Below are 15,708 nucleotides of genomic sequence, written 5' to 3' on the forward strand. Positions count from 1 at the left end.
GGTTAGCCGTTTTGTGGTCTGATCATTGAGGCTGCGGGGTCGTTTGCTCCGGCGCAGGGGCCGTGCTCGGCGCAATCGGAGGAGGCGTAACCCCCTGTGGCGTCTCACCCAAAGCTGGGTTCACGGTCGGAGCCGGGGGTGGAGGGGGCGGCGGCGGTTCGGTCGGCTTGTTCTGCAGACGCTCCTTGGGAGCTCCCTTTTGCTTAACAGCCTTCTTCTTAGTCGCTGTATCCCCATTCAAACCAAGAGGGGCGGACTGTTCCTTGCGATTCTCATTCTCCTGGGTGGACGGCGGAGCAGGGGTAAATGCCGCTTTCTGCTTGACCGCAGTCTGCTTTTTGGCGACCTTTTCCTGGGCCTCTGTCCTGGACCGATAGGCGAAACGGGTTTTACCCTCGTTGTCCTGCTTAGGAGCGAGCGGATCCTCGTTCGACGCCTGGGTTGAGTTATCCAGCGGGGCTATCGCGGTTCCAGGGGCAACCTGCTCTCCGGCATCTCCAGCCTGCGTGGAAGCGGCTGCACCGGCGCCAGCGCCTTCTGCTGTCTCCTGTGGGCCGGGGGGAAGCGCATTCCGTGGAGCCTGACCAAAGCGGACCTTTTCTCGCTTGATCTTCTTGGGCTTGGAAGTATTGACCTTAGCTTGCTGCTTTCGTGTGGGTGCAGGCGGAGCCACACTAGCCTTCTCCGCTGCCGGGGGCGCGGCCACCGAAGCAGGTGCAGTGGAAGCGGCCGGGGTAGCTGCCACTGCAGCAGGTGCAGTGGAGGTTGCAGTGGTCGCCGCCGGAGCTGAGGTGGTGGTCTTACTTACCGTCGAGAATCGTCCGCCACGGTCAAAGCGCTGCTTATCCTTCTTTTTCTTGGGAGCAGGAGGAGCATAAGCGCTGAATACCGGTTTGGTTTGGCGTGGGCTGGCGCCTGAATCGACAAAACCAGGCTTGATATCGATGTAAGCGTCTTCCCGCAGTTTCGTCAGATAGGCGCGAAGTGCAGGCTGCATCTGCCGCATGTACATTGCTTCCTGAATCTGCGGCTCAATGTCCTTCAAAGCCGGAACCCCGGGCTGCTGGTGCTCAGTGACCTTGAGAATAACGAAGCCCTGCCGAGTACGGATGGGCGGAGTTACACCGCCGACCGGGAGAGAAAACGTCTGATCTTCGAGTACTTTGGCAAGAGCTCCACGCTTGAAAAGACCGAGATCGCCGCCTTGCGAGGCGGTGGGACCACCCGAATTCTGCTTGGCGACCTCATCGAAGCTGGCTCCATCCTTAATCTTCTCAGCGATTCCCTCTGCCTTGGATTTCGCCTGCGCCACCACAGATTCCGCTGCATCAGCAGGAGTTGGGACGAGAATCTCGCTCAGACGGACCTGTTCGGGCTGGCTAAACTCATTCTTATGAGCGTCGTAGTAGGCCTGTTCCTGCCCCTGCGTCATCTGCAGGTGTCGACCAACCTCGTCCCGAACAACCTGCTGGGTGAGAATTCCATTACGGATATTCGCTTTAAAATCCTCAAAAGAGACGCCTTGCTGGCGAGCTGCCTTTTCGAGATCTTCCATTGAGTCGAGATGATTTTGCTTGCGAATCTCGTCCAGACGGCGAATGACCTCTGCGTCCGCATTGAGGCCAAGTTCCTTCGCGCGTGAAAGCAGCAACTGCTGATCGATCATGTCGCGCAGGAGATTCTTCTGGCGCTCGGCTGCTTCCTCTGGAGAGACCTGATTCTGCTGATCTTCCGCAGCTAGCTGCTGTTCGCTGCGTTCCATGTCGCTTCGACTGATGATCCGATCGTTAACGCGTGCAATCACGTCTTCCACGACACTACCGTTTGGCGTGATTGCAGCCGGCTTGGGCAGAGCGATCTGCTGCTGCGGCTCATTAGGAACGCTAAGCGGGCTTTGATACCGTGGCGCTTGGGCAAGCGCCGCAATCGGCAGCACCAGCAGGCTAACGCTGCATACCGCCCTGAACTGCGAAATTCTAAAGGTCATCGTCACTCGTTATCTCTACCAGCATCCACGGACAGGCGACCGTCAGCCCTTGTCCCTCTACCTGGTTGGACTTACCTAAGGCGTGGGACGATATCCGTCCCATCATTCTAACCGTCAAGCAGCGAAGAGGCGAATCCCCGCACCGAGAAGCGGCTTACCTGCCGATGCTATACTCCGTCCAATGGAGGACGCTCGCGTTCTCCCGTCCTGTCGATCGTCCCGCGCACGTCTTTTTGCGCAGCTTTGCTCTTTTTCGAGGTTACTTTAACGATGGCACCCCGCACCCGCCGCACTCTCTTCTCCGCCACAATCTTTCTGGCCACCTGTGCGGTGGCAGGCACGTTTATCAATCAGAGGGTCGATGCCCAATCGGCGACAGATGAGTCGACGCTTCGCGACAGCCTGCGTAACTTCGCCAATGTGTACTCCCTCGTCGAGCAGAATTACGCCGACAAGATGACGACCGATAAGACGGATAAGGCAATCTACGACGGCGCCATCCCAGGGATGCTGCATGTGCTTGATCCCCACTCCAATTTTTACGATCCGAAAGCCTATGCGCAGATGCGCGAGGATCAGCACGGCAGGTACTACGGCGTCGGAATGACGATCCAGCCGCAGCCTGACCCCGCTGCCAAGGGAGGAACCAAGATTGTGGTTCTGTACCCGTTCGAGGGTACCCCCTCATTCAAGGCAGGGATCCGGCCCGGCGACACGATTCTGGCGGTAGACGGCAAGAGCACCGCAGGTATGGACACTGCTGCCGTCGCTTCCCTGCTGAAGGGACCGCGCAATACACACGTGACCGTTTCGATCAATCGTGAAGGCTCGCCCAAGCCTCTCGAGTTCGACCTTGTGCGCGACGAAGTCTCCCGTCCATCGGTCGATCTTGCGTTCCTGATCCGGCCTGGTATCGGCTATATGCACGTCACCAACTTCATGGAGACGACCAGTCGAGAAGTGGGAGATGCCCTCGACAAGTTCGGCAATATTAACGGCCTGGTTATCGACCTGCGCGGGAACCCTGGCGGTCTGTTGAATGAAGCAGTCAATATGAGCGACAAGTTCCTGCAGAAGGGACAGATTGTTGTCTCTCAGCGAGGACGCGCCTTCCCGGACCAGGTGTATCGCGCTGCACATGGATCCGACACCAAGTATCCGATCGTTGTGCTGGTGAATCGGAATACGGCTTCTGCTGCCGAGATCGTCTCGGGAGCCCTGCAGGACCATGACCGCGCTCTGATTGTGGGTGAGACGACCTTCGGCAAGGGCTTGGTGCAGACTGTCTTCCAGACCTCTGAGAATACCGGCCTGGCCTTGACGACGTATCACTACTACACGCCGTCCGGACGCCTGATCCAGCGCAACTACGATCATGTTTCGCTGTACGACTACTACTATGTTCGCGATTCAGCGCAACAGAAGGATAAGGCGAACCGTGAGGTAAAACTCACCGATTCGGGACGGACGGTTTATGGTGGCGGCGGCATCACGCCGGACCAACCGATCGATAACATGAAGACGAATCGTTTCCAGGACTCTTTGCTGCAGCACTATGCTTTCTTCAAATTTACGCAGCACTATCTGGCGGCCCACAACTCGGCGAGTAAGGACTTTACTGTTGACGATGCGGTAATGCAGGAGTTCAAAAACTTTTTGAAGTCCCAGGACATTGAGTACACCGATCAGGATATTGCAGGAGTTCAGGACTGGGTGAAGGAGAGCATCAAGAGCGATCTATTCACGTCACAGTTTGGGCAGCTTGATGGCCTGAAGGTGCGTGCTGAATGGGATCCGCAGATTGCGAAGGCTATCACTTACCTGCCCCAAGCGGAGAGCCTGCAGGAGCATCTGAAGCTGGCGCAGAAGAACAATCCACCTCAGAAGTAAAAGGGAACGTCCGGCGCCCGCATCTCAAAAGATGCGGGCGTTTTTCTTTCAGCGCAAGTCGCTCGGGGAGGGCTTGAATGGGCGTCAAGGTTCTGGTTTGCGGAGTCACGATCGCATCTTCCCTCATGCTGCCGGCAATAGCACACGCTGCTACGCAGGGTATGCTCGCCATCGAAGGAACTGCTACTTATCGCGAACGAATCGCGCTTCCTCCAGATGCGGTGTTCGAGGCGACGCTTGAGGACACGACCCGCACCGAACCGGCCCAGGTACTGGGGCGGACCCGAATCGAGCAGCCGGGAGATCCGCCATTCCATTTCACAATCAAATACGATCCGACACAGATCCAACCTACCCACGTGTACTCCGTGCGCGGCCGCATCACTGCAAACGGACGCATCCTGTTCGCGACGCAACAGGCAGACCAGGTACTGACGCAGGGTCACGGGAGCGAGATCGGAATGATGACGATGCAGCGGGTAAAGGGTGCGACAGCATCGACCGGTTCAAGCGCCGCTCCACTGCAGGGTACGTACTGGAAGCTTGAAGCAATAGGAAACCAACCGGTGATAGCAGCCGAGCAACAGCGGGAGGCACATCTGATCTTCAGTCCGGAGGGAGGCCGGTTGACAGGATCAGGAGGATGCAACCGTCTTGCCGGATCCTATCGCACCGATGGGCACACGCTGCAATTCAGTGGTATCGCTTCAACCAGGGTGGCATGTATGCATGGCATGGAGATGGAGTCCAGCTTCCTTGCGGCTCTTGGGAAGGTGCGGGGATGGAAGATCGCGGGATCGCGACTGGAACTGGCCGATAGCAGCGGCAAGATCATTCTGCAGCTCGCCGCGCAGCAGGAAAAGAATAAGTCGTAGCTCACACCATTGTGTGATGGTGTGACTACCTGACTGGAGTCCCTGCGGTTCTGACATTGCCCGGGTCAGCGGCTGCGTGGAATTTGACAGCGATGTGGGGGATTCTGGAGCGGGAGACGGGGATCGAACCCGCAACCAACGGCTTGGGAAGCCGCTACTCTACCATTGAGCTACTCCCGCTTGACGTCTCGATTATAGCTCTTTCGCTGCGGGCTTGGGTGAGGCTGAGTGGAGTGTAATTGCACCAAGACATTTTGGATACGACGCTGCGCATATCGATATTCTCTATGCAGTCACGCGAGCCGCAGCAGTTCCAAGTGCTACTGCGATCATTCCCCCTGCAAGACTCACGCCCATGTAGAGAAGACCAATCCAGAATGCACCATGGGTGAAATCCATCCAAATCTCCCATTCGAAGGTGGAAAAGGTGGAATAGGCTCCAATGAACCCGACCGGAATCAGGTATCGCCATGCGGGGCTGATATCCATGTGACGATTCAAGAATTCAACAGAGAAGCCGATCAGGAAACATGCACTTATATTGACGATTAACGTCCCCATTGGGAAACGAATGCCGAAACGCTCGGCAGCTAAAGTGCCGACGAAATAGCGGGCCATTGCTCCCAGCGCTCCCCCTATCGCGATCAACAGATAACGTTGCAATCTCAATCTCCTTCGGTCTGCTCGTATACTGACAAAATTTAAGTCGGTGCCGCAGTATTCGGATATCATCTCGCAGATTCGACGCAATTCTCGTATCGATCGGATGAGGGCGGCATCATTTTGAGTATGCTCCGATCGCTATTTCTGCGTGGCGAGGATGCCGGGCATGAGCCGAGATCAAACGCGAAGAGCTGGAAGAGAGCTCCAGATGGAATATGCGTCAGGGATTACCTGGGCGAGAATGCGAAAGCGGATATGACACGTTTTTGGTGTGAGCCCGTCAACACCTACGTGCTCAGCGGGCTGCGACTTTCCACGATCGAGATTCGTCTCCCCGTACGGGTGGAACGCGCTGGTATACATCGCAATGTTGCTGAGGTGCAGACCAGCGTGCGAGTGTCAACGAAATTATCTGTCGAGGTAAGTACTCCAGCAATGAATCGCAAAATCCGCATCTGGTTCCCGCATCTCGCCATTGCCGTTTGCCTGCTTGTCGTGTTGACTACCTCTGCGCTCAGCCAGACGGCGGAACCTTCTCCTGCTGCCTCTCCGCAGAATACGGATCCGACCGTACACGCGCGGCTAAACTTGCCTGAGGCAAAGAATCCTGCCCTGCCGACTCTCTTCCTGGTCGGGGACTCCACGGTACGAAATGGGCGGGGCGATGGAGCAAACGGGCAGTGGGGGTGGGGCGAGCCTCTGGTGGATTACTTCGATCCCACCAAGATTAACGTTGTGAACCGGGCGATAGGTGGACGCAGCAGCCGCACGTATATGACAGAAGGCCACTGGCAGGAGGTTCTGGATCGCCTGAAGCCCGGAGACTTCATCCTGATCCAGTTCGGACATAATGACTCCGGCCCGTTGGACGACACCAGCAGGGCGCGCGGAACGCTGCCGGGAACGAGTGACGAGACGCGCGAGATTGAAAACCCCATCCTGAAGCGACACGAGACGGTACATACCTACGGATGGTACATGCGGCAGTACGTGGAACAGGCCCGCCAGAAGGGCGCAACCATCATCGTCTGCTCTCTGATCCCCCGTAAGATCTGGAAGGATGGACACGTCGTTCGCAGTGGTGGCGACGGATACGGAGGCTGGGCCAGAGAGATTGCACAGCAGGAGCACGTACCGTTCATCGATCTGAATGAGATTATTGGCGGCGAGTACGATGCGATGGGAGAGCAGGCTGTAGAACCGCTCTTTGGGGATCCCCATACTCACACCAGCCTGAAGGGCGCTCGCATCAACGCCGAAGCCGTCGTTACCGGTTTGAAGCTACTACATCCAGATCCCTTGCAGTCGTACTTCTCTGCGGACGCAGCAGCTGTCTCGGCGACGATGCCCCCAGCTAAGCCTTAGCCTCAGTCTCTCCCAAAACTCCAGCATTCCCGCCATGGCCCTTCACGTAGAGCCGCGCGGGACTGCGCCCATTCGCCGCAAACAGCCGACCGGTAAGTGCGGATCTGTGAGTGATTGGCGCAAACAGAAATTGTTCTTCTATTGACAAGTATCATATCCAGGGAGTACTTTCACGCTCGATCGTTCCAAAACTTCTGGAGGAAATCCCCGGTGATTCATGAAAATTCCCGTGTTGACGACAGTCCACGTCGTAGAACACCTCTCGGGCTACTTGTTGCTGCTTTGCTAAGCGCACCGTTTGTTCTCGTCACAACTTCGACAATCACAAGCGCGGTTCTGCATGCACAGACCGCCGGCGAAGGTGCTATCCAAGGCACAGTGACGGATGCCACGGGCGCAGTTGTTCCCAACGCGAAGGTTACGGCCCGCAACCAGGCCAGCGGTGTTGTCACGACGCGTTCAACCACCGGTGACGGGCTCTATACGATCTCTCCGCTGATCCCCGGAAAGTACGACATTTCAGTGAGCGCAGCCGGATTCTCAAGCCTGACGCAGCAAAACATTCAGGTCGATGCGCTGCACACGGTCGGTGTGAATCTAACTCTGGCGATCGGGCAGGCCGATCAGACCGTTACGGTTTCAGAGGCTCCGCCGGCGCTCGAGACAACCAATGCTACGCTGGGCGCCGTGATGGAGAATGAGACCTACTCTAACCTCCCGATCCAGATGAGCGGGCAGCAGCGCGACCCAACCGCCTTTGCGACTCTCGTCCCGGGAGCACAGAGCGGATCGCGATCACCCATCATTGCGGGTACGGGGAATTATCTGGCTGAGGTGTACGTCGACGGCCTTCCGGTCACGACCATCAATCAGCAGGGCGACAACCGCCCCGTCTCCAATGGCCTGAACGTGGATGCGGTGGATCAGTTTCAGGTGGTTACCAGCTCGCCCCCAGCCGAGTATCAGGGTGCCGGTCTCATTAACTTCACCATGAAATCGGGTGGCAACAAGTATCACGGTTCGGCGGCGATGTTCTTCCGCAATACGATCTTCGATACCTGGGGCTACACGGCAAAATCAGCGCTGGCGAGCAACCCCAATGCTAAAAAACCTTACGAGAATCAGAATGAGATTGCGGCCACCTTCGGCGGCCCGGTTCCATTCACTCGCAACAGGCTGTTCTTCTTCGCCTCCTATGACAAGTATCACGGCCGCAACGGAGCAAATCCTGTCGCCAATACGATCGCAACGGAGAAGATGCGCAGCGGCGATTTCACAGAACTTCTTCCGGCTGGCACTAACCTGACCAATACTGCTCAGACCGGACTTCCGGGGGAGATCTACGATCCGACAACGACAACATGCAGCGGTGGCACTTGCACCCGGCAGCCCTTCCGAGGCGTGCTGAATGGCGTTCCAACACTGAATGTAATTCCCAACAGCTACCTCTCGCCGATCGCGCAGAACATGCAGAAGTATCTTCCGCAGCCGACGAATTCGAATCGCGAGAACAATTATCTCGGGGGGTTGCCTTCCGGCTACGACAACTGGTCGTTCGATACCCGGGTGGACTACGATCTCACCTCGAAACAGCGACTTTCTTACGTTCTGGCTGTCGGTGCACGTACCAATCAGCCTTATGTCATCAGTAGCAGCACCGTACAGCTGCCGATGCCCTATACGTGGGGATCGTACGCCAGCATCAAGCCGCTGGTCACCGACATTGAACATTCCTGGGCGATCACAGATCGCCTGGTGAACCAGTTCAAATATGGCTTCACACGGTTTGCTCAGCCTGTTCGTTCGCTCACGCAGGGTGTGGCAGGCTATACGGCAACCGACCTCGGCATCACAAATCTTCCCGCTGGACAGGCTTCGGAGAATTTTCCGGGTGTGACTTTCGCCGCCACGCAGATGTTCGGTAACGTGCAGGGCCAGTGGACAGGTGCGGGAGCTTCCACGGCAACCGGGGCGACCGTTCCAAATACGTTTACGCTGGTAGACAACGTGTCGTGGACGAAGGGCAAACACGCCCTGATCGTGGGTCTTCAGATGCAGTGGCTGCAGGACAACGTCTCCGCCATGAGCGGACCGAGCGGCATCGTTGCTCTTCCCTTCAATGCAAACTCGACGGCGAATTTTGCAGGCAATTCCCTCGCAACAGCTTCGTCGGGCTACTCGTATGCCAGCTTCCTGCTCGGCGCGGTAGGAGGCTCACCCACGTACGCGATTCAGGCAACCAGTGAGACGGGTGGACGATACAGGGCTATCTCTCCATACATCCAGGACGACTGGAAGGTTACCCCTAAGCTGACCGTCAACCTCGGACTGCGTTGGGACTACTTCTCCCCCTTCCACGAAGTTCAGGATCGATGGAGCTTCCTGAATCCAAACGTGGTGAACCCTGCCACCGGGAATCTCGGAGCTTTGGAGTTTGCCGGAAGCCGCGGTGACGGAATCAGCTGTAACTGCGCAACACCAGTGCACTCTTACTTCAAGAACATTGGGCCGCGCCTTGGCTTTGCGTACTCTGTGAATGACAAGACGGTTATCCGTGGCGGCTTCGCGGTCGCGTATTCACGGTCAGGAGGTGTGGGCGGACGCATCGGTGCCGGCACTGGAACGGGACAGCTTGGCCTTACAGGCGTAACCGCCAAGGCTCCGGCGGAAACGACGTCGGGCGCAGCTGCGGGTCCGTCCTTCTACTTGAATAACAGCCCGGCATTCACTGCCATGAACATGGCGAACACGAGCTGGGGAGGGCCGAATTATGTCGCTCCCACCATCACTCCTCCAGGTGCAGACAGCTTGACTCTCAATACAGGCAACTATCTGGATCCGTCGGGGAACTTCGTCACAGCCAGCTCCTCACCCGGTTATGCGGATCCGTATCTTTCGGGCAGAGCTCCGCAGGTGGTGTTCTATAACGCAGGCGTGCAGCGTTCGATCACGAATGACCTGACCATCGCTGTAAACTATGCCGGAAGCCAGGCCCACTTCATCAACCCGAGTGGAAGCAATGGCCGTGGATACTGGTCAAACAGCCTAAACCCCATCTATGTTGCCGGACTCGGCGGCTTGTCTTCAGCCACATCTGCCAGCTCTCCGCTGCTCGACGCACCTGCGACGGCGGCAAATATCGCGAAGGCCAGAGCGGCCATGCCCAGCATTGTGGTGCCGTATGCTGGAGTTCCGGCTGCAGCGGCAAAGAGCAGCCGGCTTACCATCTCGCAGATGTTACGTGCCTTTCCTCAGTATTCCGGAGTCTCGGATGTGTGGGGACAGAATATCGCGAACATCAGCTACAACTCACTGCAGATCTCGCTGGTGCAGCGCCGATGGAAGGGCCTCAGCTATACCCTGAACTACACCTACTCGCACAATATCGGCGACGATGGTAACTTCCGTGGCGGGTTCGCTCTGCCGTCCGGAGTGGTTTCAGGCACTTCGGCGTCGTTCAGTCAGAATCGCATCGATCGTGCTCCGAGCACACAGTCGGTTCCGCAGTCAGTCTCGGCTTACGGAGTCTGGCAGCTTCCCTTCGGGAAAGATCACATCGGAGCCGATAACTTCTACGTGCGGACCTTCGCAGGCGGATGGCAATTGTCAGGGATCTACACCTATTCGGGTGGCTCTCCGTTTGCTGTTACCACATCGGGATGCCGTTCCGAGGTGGGGACCTGCATTCCGGATCTGAATCCAAACTACAACGGGACTGGACGCGTTAACGGTTCCTACGGAAGCAAGAATACGGGATCCGACTTCAGCGCCCAGTATCTCGACCCAAATGCGTTTGGAACTCCGCAGAACCTTTTCACCTCGGCTAGTCCCGTGTACCTGATTGGCAACGCGCCGCGCACCCACGCGTATGACCTTGAGGCACCCGGGAAGTACAACCTGGATATGGGCATCAAGCGCTCTTTCGATTTGGCCAGCGAGAGAGTGAAGTTCATCCTGGAAGCAAACTGCCTGAATGTCACGCACAAGCACACCTTTACCGGTCTGAATACAGTCTGGACTCCAGGATCGACCACCTTCGGCCGATTCTCCGGCGCAACAGGGAATCGCGACTGGCAGTTGGCTGGCCATATCACCTTCTAACCGAGAGACGAAACTCTCTGAACCTGCGAAGGGCGAGCATCTCATCATGCTCGCCCTTCGCATTTGAACCTGAAGTGGAGGGATCGATGAAGGCATCTCGCAGGCGCTTTTTGGCTGGTGTCGCAGCCACAGCCGGGTTGACAGCAAGTGGCATCGCCGCAGAGAGCGAGATAGACACACAACCGGCAGCGGCTTCGGGAAAGCTACGCCCTCAAAACGTGCTCTTCATCATGTCAGACGATATGAATGCAGAACTCAGCTGTTACGGCAGCCTGTCGCGAGCCCAGACTCCGAACCTCGACAAACTTGCAAGTAGTGGTGTTCGGTTTGACAAGAATTACTGCCAGTTCCCTTTGTGCAATCCGTCCCGCGCTTCCTTGCTGACAGGAAGAAAACCGACACTCACTACCGTTCTGGGCAATCGAACCGACTTTCGCGCTGTTCATCCGGATTGGGTCAGTCTTCCACAACACTTCCGCGAGCACGGATACACAACGTTCCGAACGGGAAAGATCTTTCACGGAGGACTCGACGATCCAAAGGCATGGATAACCGTCGGATTCGACGAAGCTAAACTCGCAGGAGAAGAACTTCGCGATGAGACAGTCATAAAGGTCCCTCAGCAGAATGTACCTCCGCCGCCACCTGGTATTCCCGGGCCGCTTCCCCATCATGACAGCGCAGGTGATCTCTCACATGGTGCGCACTCCGATCGGATGCTCGTCGTCGACGGCGATGGAACGGGACATCCTGAGAACCATTCCGCAGATATGGCTATCGATTTCCTGCGCAAGCACCGCAATGGACCTTTCTTTCTTGCCTGTGGATTCTCTAAACCACACAGCCCGCCAGCAGCTCCACAGAGATTTTATGATCTGTACGATCTCGAAAAACTTGAGCTCCCCCCGAACTTTTCCGCTTGGCCAACGGTGCCACCTGGATTTCCTTCGGCGGCGATTCGAAAAGTGAACGCAGACCTCTTCATCCGTCGGGGAGCGAGTGAGCTGGAAGCAAAGATGGTGCTACGCGCGTATCTCGCATCCATCTCATGGGTGGACTGGAACGTAGGGCGAGTGCTGGCTGAGTTGGATGCCCTGGGATTGAGCGAAAACACGGTCGTGGTATTCGTCCCTGATCACGGTTATCAGCTGGGAGAACGCGGCAAATGGTCCAAGGCAGGTTCTCTCTTCGAGATGGGGACACGTGTGCCGCTGATCATTCGTGCGTCCGGTATGAAGGGGAATGGGCGAAGCTGCTATCGAACCGTGCAGTCTCTCGATATCTATCCGACTTTGGTTAGCCTGTGCGGCCTTCCGCAACCTGAAGGGATCCAGGGCAAAAGCCTTCTTCCTCTGCTCGAAGACCCTTCGGTTCCATGGGACTCACCTGCCTTCAGCATCTGGAGCGAAGATGGCCGTACAACGCATGGAACCGCGGTCCGGACGGAACGATGGCGCTATGTCGAGTTCGGCGCAAGAGCTGAGAATGGTGCCATGTTGTTCGATGAGCATGCTGATCCCATGGAACTCGTCAACCTGGCAGATGATCCAGCTCATGCGGCGATTCGTTCGAAGCTTTCAGATCTTATCGCGAGCTATACAGCCAATGAAATTTCATGAGCGTCTCTTGCATAGACCCCGAAGTCTATTGGTGCGGAGCGTCGCCTAGCTGCCGCAGGATAGCGCGGATGTCAGCCGGATCAACAACGATGTGCGGTTGCTCCGAGGACGCAAGAATGCCATGCCGTTCGTTGCGTTGCAGTCCCGGCCGCATGCGTCGCAGACTACCATGGAAGTGTTTTGCTTTGGAGTTGCTGGCCACGAAGGCTGCATTCTCGATCGTTAGGCCTCCGCCCGCCGCAATTGATACGCGGTCCGCAGCACGTGATACCAGCATGGCAAGAGTTCCGGCACCCACCACGACGTCGCGCTCTCCACCCGAAGTTAGAATTCTGTTGCAGCCGGTAGCGATGACATCTTCGAGCGATTGCTCAAGCGATGGAGTTAGATCGAAGGCCCTGTGGAACGTGACCTCCAGGGGCGCCGCCAACTCAACCAGCTCTTGCGTGCGCTCGATATCCACGGTGGAATCGGTCCGGAGTATACCGACTGCAAAACCGCTGACGCCAAGAGAGCGCGCGTGAAGAAGATCGTCGCGCATCAACCTGAACTCGTCATCGTTATAGACGAAGTCTCCGCCCCGAGGCCGTAGGAGCACATGGACCGGGATTCCACTGCACTTAACAGCAGCGTCTATAAGAGCATGGCTGGGCGTGAGCCCGTCTTCGATCAATGCGGAGCACAGCTCGATTCGAGCAGCCCCGCCTTGACCTGCAGCAAGACATGCCTGCAGGTTCTCGGCGCAAAGTTCAAAAACGATGCTTCCGCTCACGACAGTCTGAGGGAGGGGGGGACGACGGAGGGATCAGTTCCGAAAGACGGATTCGGATCCGACCCCATCGTAAAGACGAGCTTTCCTCCATTGGCAATCTCGGAGTGATGGAACCAGGCGCGCTTCTGTTCTTTTCCATTCAACGAGAAGGATTGGATGTATTGATCGGAAGGGTTCTTCCGCTCCACAACCATCTCAAGTTTTTTGCCCCCGCCAAGCTCGATCGCAGCACTCTCAAAGAGTGGTGATCCAAGGATGTAGTTTCCGCTGACTGGATCAACGGGGTAGAAACCAAGCGAACTGAGGATGTACCAGGCAGACATCTGGCCGACGTCTTCATTGCCCTGCATCCCATCCGGTTTGGCGGCGTACATCGTCTCGAGCAGGCTGCGAACGCGTGCCTGGGTCTTGTGAGGAGCGCCTGCATAGACGTAAAGATACGCAATGTGGTGTGAGGGTTCATTGCCATGAGCATACTGACCGACCAGACCCGCGATGTCCGGCGGAGCGTCTTCCGGAAGATCGCTTGGCGCCGTAAAGAGCCCATCAAGCTTGGTTACGAATGCCTCACGACCGCCGAAGAGATCGATAAGACCGGCGGCATCGTGCTGCACGCCGAAGGTGGTCTGCCAGGCATTGGACTCCGTGTAATCGCGCCACTTCTTGGAGTGTCCCAGATCGATCGGGTTGAACGGAGTCGTCCAGCTGCCATCTTCAAGCTTGGGACGCATAAAACCGACCGACTTGTCGAAATAATTTCGATAATTGGTCGAGCGCTTGACGAGCATCGCCGCATCTTCGCTCTTGCCCAGCTTGCGCGCGACGTGGGCGATGGACCAGTCATCGTAGCAGTACTCGAATGTCTTCGAGACAGACTCGCCCTCCTTGTCGGCTGGAATGTAGTGGAGCTTGCGATAGTAATCGAGCCCGCGATAGTCATCCACCATGGCCCGCTTCATCATTAGGCCATAGGCCTTCTCGTAGTCGATACCTTTGAAACCTTTGTTGCAGGCTTCGGAGATTACAGCAGCAGAATGATAGCCGGTCATTGTGCCAGTCTCGGTCGACATCAGCGGCCAGACCGGCATACCCGCGGGGCTTTGCTCGGCCATACGGATCAGAGCATTCATGAACAGAGGGACTCGTTCCTGCTCAATCAACGTGTAGGTTGGGTGTGCAGCCCGGAAGGTATCCCACAGCGAGAAGGTTGAGAACTGATGCTCTCCCTTGGGCAGGGTGTGGATTTCGTTATCCATTCCGCGATAGCGACCGTCGACGTCGTCAAAGAGCGTCGGCCCCAGCGAAAGATGATAGAGAGCCGTGTAGAAGATTCGCTTGTGGTCATCGTTGGCAGAGGCTACATGTATTTTTGACATCTGGCGTCGCCATGTCTCGCGGGCCGTCGCTCGCACCTTATCAAACTCCCAGCCGGGGGCTTCCGCAGCCAGGTTCTTCGCTGCTCCATCTGCATCCGCGCCGGAGATGCCTGTCTTGATCAGGACCCTCTCGTTCGCCTTGGTGGCGAAGTAGAGTACGCATTTCAGATGCTTGCCCTTCAACTCTTCCCCAATTGCTGGCGCGGGCACTTCTTTATCATCTGAGTAGAAGACGATACGCTCAGGGCGCTTTGAAACCTTCAGCGCGAAGTATGCATGACGATTCTTGCCCCAGGCGGAGGTTCGTCTTCCACCGGCCAAGGTATCTGGCGCGACCAGGCGAAGCTCTGCTGAATCACAGGGGCCGGCATCCGGACCATAACCGTGTTGCAGGTCCAAGATGAGGTAAGACTTATCGCTAGCTGGAAACGTGTAGCGGTGAAGGCCGGTACGTTCGGTTGCCGTCAACTCGGCGCGTATCTTGTAGTCCTTCAATAGAACGGAATAGTAGCCGGGCTCCATTCGCTCATCCGCATGATCGAAGCGCGAGCGATATCCCGCGTCGGGGTTGTTTCGGTCGCCTGGGACAGTGTGTGCTGTCCCAGTCCCGGGCATTACGAGGAAGTCGAGAAGATCTCCGCAACCTGTACCGCTCAGGTGGGTATGGCTGAATCCCATGATCGAGCTATCGGAGACGTGGTAACCAGAGCACCAGTCCCAACCGTCGTTGAATGTGTCCGGGCTGAGTTGCACCATCCCGAAAGGCAGTGCCGCACCAGGAAAGCAGTGCCCATGACCGCCGGTTCCGATTCGAGGATCGACCCACTGCAACGGATCCTCTGTCTTGCCTGCACCTGTGGCAGCATATACAAACTTATCTAGGGGAAGTGCGCTCGCAGCGCAGGCAACCGCGCTGCGCTCCAGAAACCTTCTACGACTGATCATGCATTCTCCATGGCAGAGATTATTGGATGAGCTGGTGGCAACAGCTACAGCAGCTCCAGGGGACGACGAACGTTCACACCATTCTTACGTAACCGATGACGGACCGGCAACTATG

Annotated in this window: 9 protein-coding genes and 1 tRNA gene; 5 read left to right on the forward strand and 5 right to left on the reverse strand. The window is 56.8% G+C overall.

Going from position 1 to position 15,708, the window contains the following annotated elements; all coding sequences use genetic code 11:
- Positions 1 to 22: 22 nt before the first annotated feature.
- On the reverse strand, positions 23 to 1,987 hold the full coding sequence (locus JAO29_RS05780) for a peptidylprolyl isomerase (RefSeq protein ID WP_334267243.1): 1,965 nt from the start codon (positions 1,985 to 1,987) through the stop codon (positions 23 to 25).
- A 270-nt stretch (positions 1,988 to 2,257) separates the two neighbouring features.
- Between JAO29_RS05780 and JAO29_RS05785 the strand changes: the two genes are divergently transcribed.
- Positions 2,258 to 3,877, forward strand: coding sequence for a S41 family peptidase (locus JAO29_RS05785; protein WP_334267244.1), 1,620 nt, complete (start codon positions 2,258 to 2,260; stop codon positions 3,875 to 3,877).
- A 77-nt stretch (positions 3,878 to 3,954) separates the two neighbouring features.
- Positions 3,955 to 4,752, forward strand: coding sequence for an META domain-containing protein (locus tag JAO29_RS05790; RefSeq protein WP_334267245.1), 798 nt, complete (start codon positions 3,955 to 3,957; stop codon positions 4,750 to 4,752).
- A 105-nt stretch (positions 4,753 to 4,857) separates the two neighbouring features.
- Here JAO29_RS05790 and JAO29_RS05795 read toward each other — a convergent pair.
- Positions 4,858 to 4,932: transfer RNA gene (locus tag JAO29_RS05795), tRNA-Gly, on the reverse strand.
- Positions 4,933 to 5,037: 105 nt separating this feature from the next.
- A complete protein-coding gene (crcB, locus tag JAO29_RS05800; protein WP_334267246.1) occupies positions 5,038 to 5,415 on the reverse strand; it encodes a fluoride efflux transporter CrcB in 378 nt (125 codons plus the stop codon).
- 255 nt (positions 5,416 to 5,670) lie between these two features.
- Here crcB and JAO29_RS05805 point away from each other — a divergent pair, with 255 nt between their 5' ends.
- The 3 genes from JAO29_RS05805 to JAO29_RS05815 all read left to right on the forward strand — a co-directional run bounded on the left by JAO29_RS05805 (position 5,671) and on the right by JAO29_RS05815 (position 12,500).
- Positions 5,671 to 6,780: a rhamnogalacturonan acetylesterase gene (locus JAO29_RS05805; RefSeq protein ID WP_334267247.1), complete on the forward strand. Its 1,110-nt coding sequence runs from the start codon at positions 5,671 to 5,673 to the stop codon at positions 6,778 to 6,780.
- 210 nt (positions 6,781 to 6,990) lie between these two features.
- Positions 6,991 to 10,881 (forward strand): carboxypeptidase-like regulatory domain-containing protein, encoded by a 3,891-nt coding sequence (locus JAO29_RS05810; protein ID WP_334267248.1) that lies wholly within the window; start codon positions 6,991 to 6,993, stop codon positions 10,879 to 10,881.
- 86 nt (positions 10,882 to 10,967) lie between these two features.
- Entirely contained in the window at positions 10,968 to 12,500 is a 1,533-nt protein-coding gene (locus JAO29_RS05815; RefSeq protein ID WP_334267249.1) for a sulfatase, read from the forward strand.
- Between the two features lie 25 nt (positions 12,501 to 12,525).
- On the opposite strand, the gene JAO29_RS05820 is transcribed toward JAO29_RS05815, so the two are convergent.
- Both JAO29_RS05820 and JAO29_RS05825 read right to left on the reverse strand, forming a co-directional pair.
- Positions 12,526 to 13,272: a copper homeostasis protein CutC gene (locus JAO29_RS05820; RefSeq protein WP_334267250.1), complete on the reverse strand. Its 747-nt coding sequence runs from the start codon at positions 13,270 to 13,272 to the stop codon at positions 12,526 to 12,528.
- Positions 13,269 to 15,593 carry a GH92 family glycosyl hydrolase gene (locus tag JAO29_RS05825; RefSeq protein WP_334267251.1) on the reverse strand — a complete coding sequence of 775 codons (2,325 nt, stop codon included), beginning with the start codon at positions 15,591 to 15,593 and terminating at the stop codon, positions 13,269 to 13,271. Before JAO29_RS05825 ends, JAO29_RS05820 begins: the two co-directional genes overlap by 4 nt.
- Positions 15,594 to 15,708: the final 115 nt, after the last annotated feature.

The sequence above is a fragment of the Edaphobacter sp. HDX4 genome (assembly GCF_036877565.1).
Classification (GTDB): Bacteria; Acidobacteriota; Terriglobia; order Terriglobales; family Acidobacteriaceae; genus Edaphobacter.

What these genes read in the sequence shown, in the direction of transcription:
- JAO29_RS05780 (WP_334267243.1), bottom strand. Translation starts at nt 1,987, where the DNA reads ATGACCTTTAGAATTTCGCAGTTCAGGGCGGTATGCAGCGTTAGCCTG.
- JAO29_RS05785 (WP_334267244.1), top strand. Translation starts at nt 2,258, where the DNA reads ATGGCACCCCGCACCCGCCGCACTCTCTTCTCCGCCACAATCTTTCTG.
- JAO29_RS05790 (WP_334267245.1), top strand. Translation starts at nt 3,955, where the DNA reads ATGGGCGTCAAGGTTCTGGTTTGCGGAGTCACGATCGCATCTTCCCTC.
- JAO29_RS05805 (WP_334267247.1), top strand. Translation starts at nt 5,671, where the DNA reads ATGACACGTTTTTGGTGTGAGCCCGTCAACACCTACGTGCTCAGCGGG.
- JAO29_RS05815 (WP_334267249.1), top strand. Translation starts at nt 10,968, where the DNA reads ATGAAGGCATCTCGCAGGCGCTTTTTGGCTGGTGTCGCAGCCACAGCC.
- JAO29_RS05825 (WP_334267251.1), bottom strand. Translation starts at nt 15,593, where the DNA reads ATGATCAGTCGTAGAAGGTTTCTGGAGCGCAGCGCGGTTGCCTGCGCT.